General features: G+C 72.1%; 1 protein-coding gene. It reads right to left on the reverse strand.

The features are described from left to right. Positions 1–54: 54 nt before the first annotated feature. Positions 55–811 (reverse strand): DUF4403 family protein (locus tag GJ693_RS16380; protein WP_156257271.1); only part of this gene is annotated, 757 nt, incomplete at its 5' end.

Consider the following 811-nt stretch of genomic DNA (forward strand, 5'->3'; position numbering starts at 1 on the left):
CACCCTGTCGCCGCGCCCGCCCGGCGCCGGCCCGCGCCCACCGCACAAGCCGCCCTATCGCGGCCGCGCCTGATCCGGGGCATAATCCAGCCGGGCGCTGCCGCTGGCGGTGACGGGCATGTAAAGGCCCTGGCCCAGCACCACCGCCTTGCCGTGGCGCACCGTGTCGAGTGTCATCGCCAGGCGGAAATCGCCGATGCGGATGGACGTGATGGCGGTGTCGATCTTGCCGAGCAGGCGCGTGTAATCACGGGCAAAATCCTGGGAAAGCGCCTCTTCCAGCGCCGCTTTCACGTCAGCTGACTGCGCGACTGCCACCAGCAGCGGCAATTGCACATCGTCGCCTTCGCCGGCGGCCAGCTTGAGATCACGCACATCCATGCGTTCGCTGTCGGGCCGGGTTTCCGGGCGCGCCGTCAGCCAGATGCGCCCGCGCGTGTCGAGCAACTGACGCGGGCCGCGCGCCCGGATGTCCAGCCCCAGCGCCAGCCGGCCGCCGTTGGTGGCATAAAGGCTGGACGGGCCGAAGCGCACCTTCACCCGGCCGATCTGCGGCAGCAGCACGCCGCGCGCTGATACCTTGGCCAGTGCCCGATCGATCGGACGCTGCAGCGTGGCCGGATCGGCGAGCACGGCGCTTTGCAGCAGCAACCCCGGCGGTCCACCCCGGGCGCCGATCAGCGGCAGGGGGGTGGCGGTGGGCGTGGCGGGCTGCGCGCCCAGCACCACCTCCGCCAGCGCGCCCAACCGGGCATCGATGCGCAGGTCCCGCCGTTCCACCGCGATGCCCTCCACGGCCAGCGCCTGCGGG

The sequence above is a fragment of the Sandarakinorhabdus oryzae genome (genome assembly GCF_009733735.1).
Lineage (GTDB): Bacteria > Pseudomonadota > Alphaproteobacteria > Sphingomonadales > Sphingomonadaceae > Sandarakinorhabdus > Sandarakinorhabdus oryzae.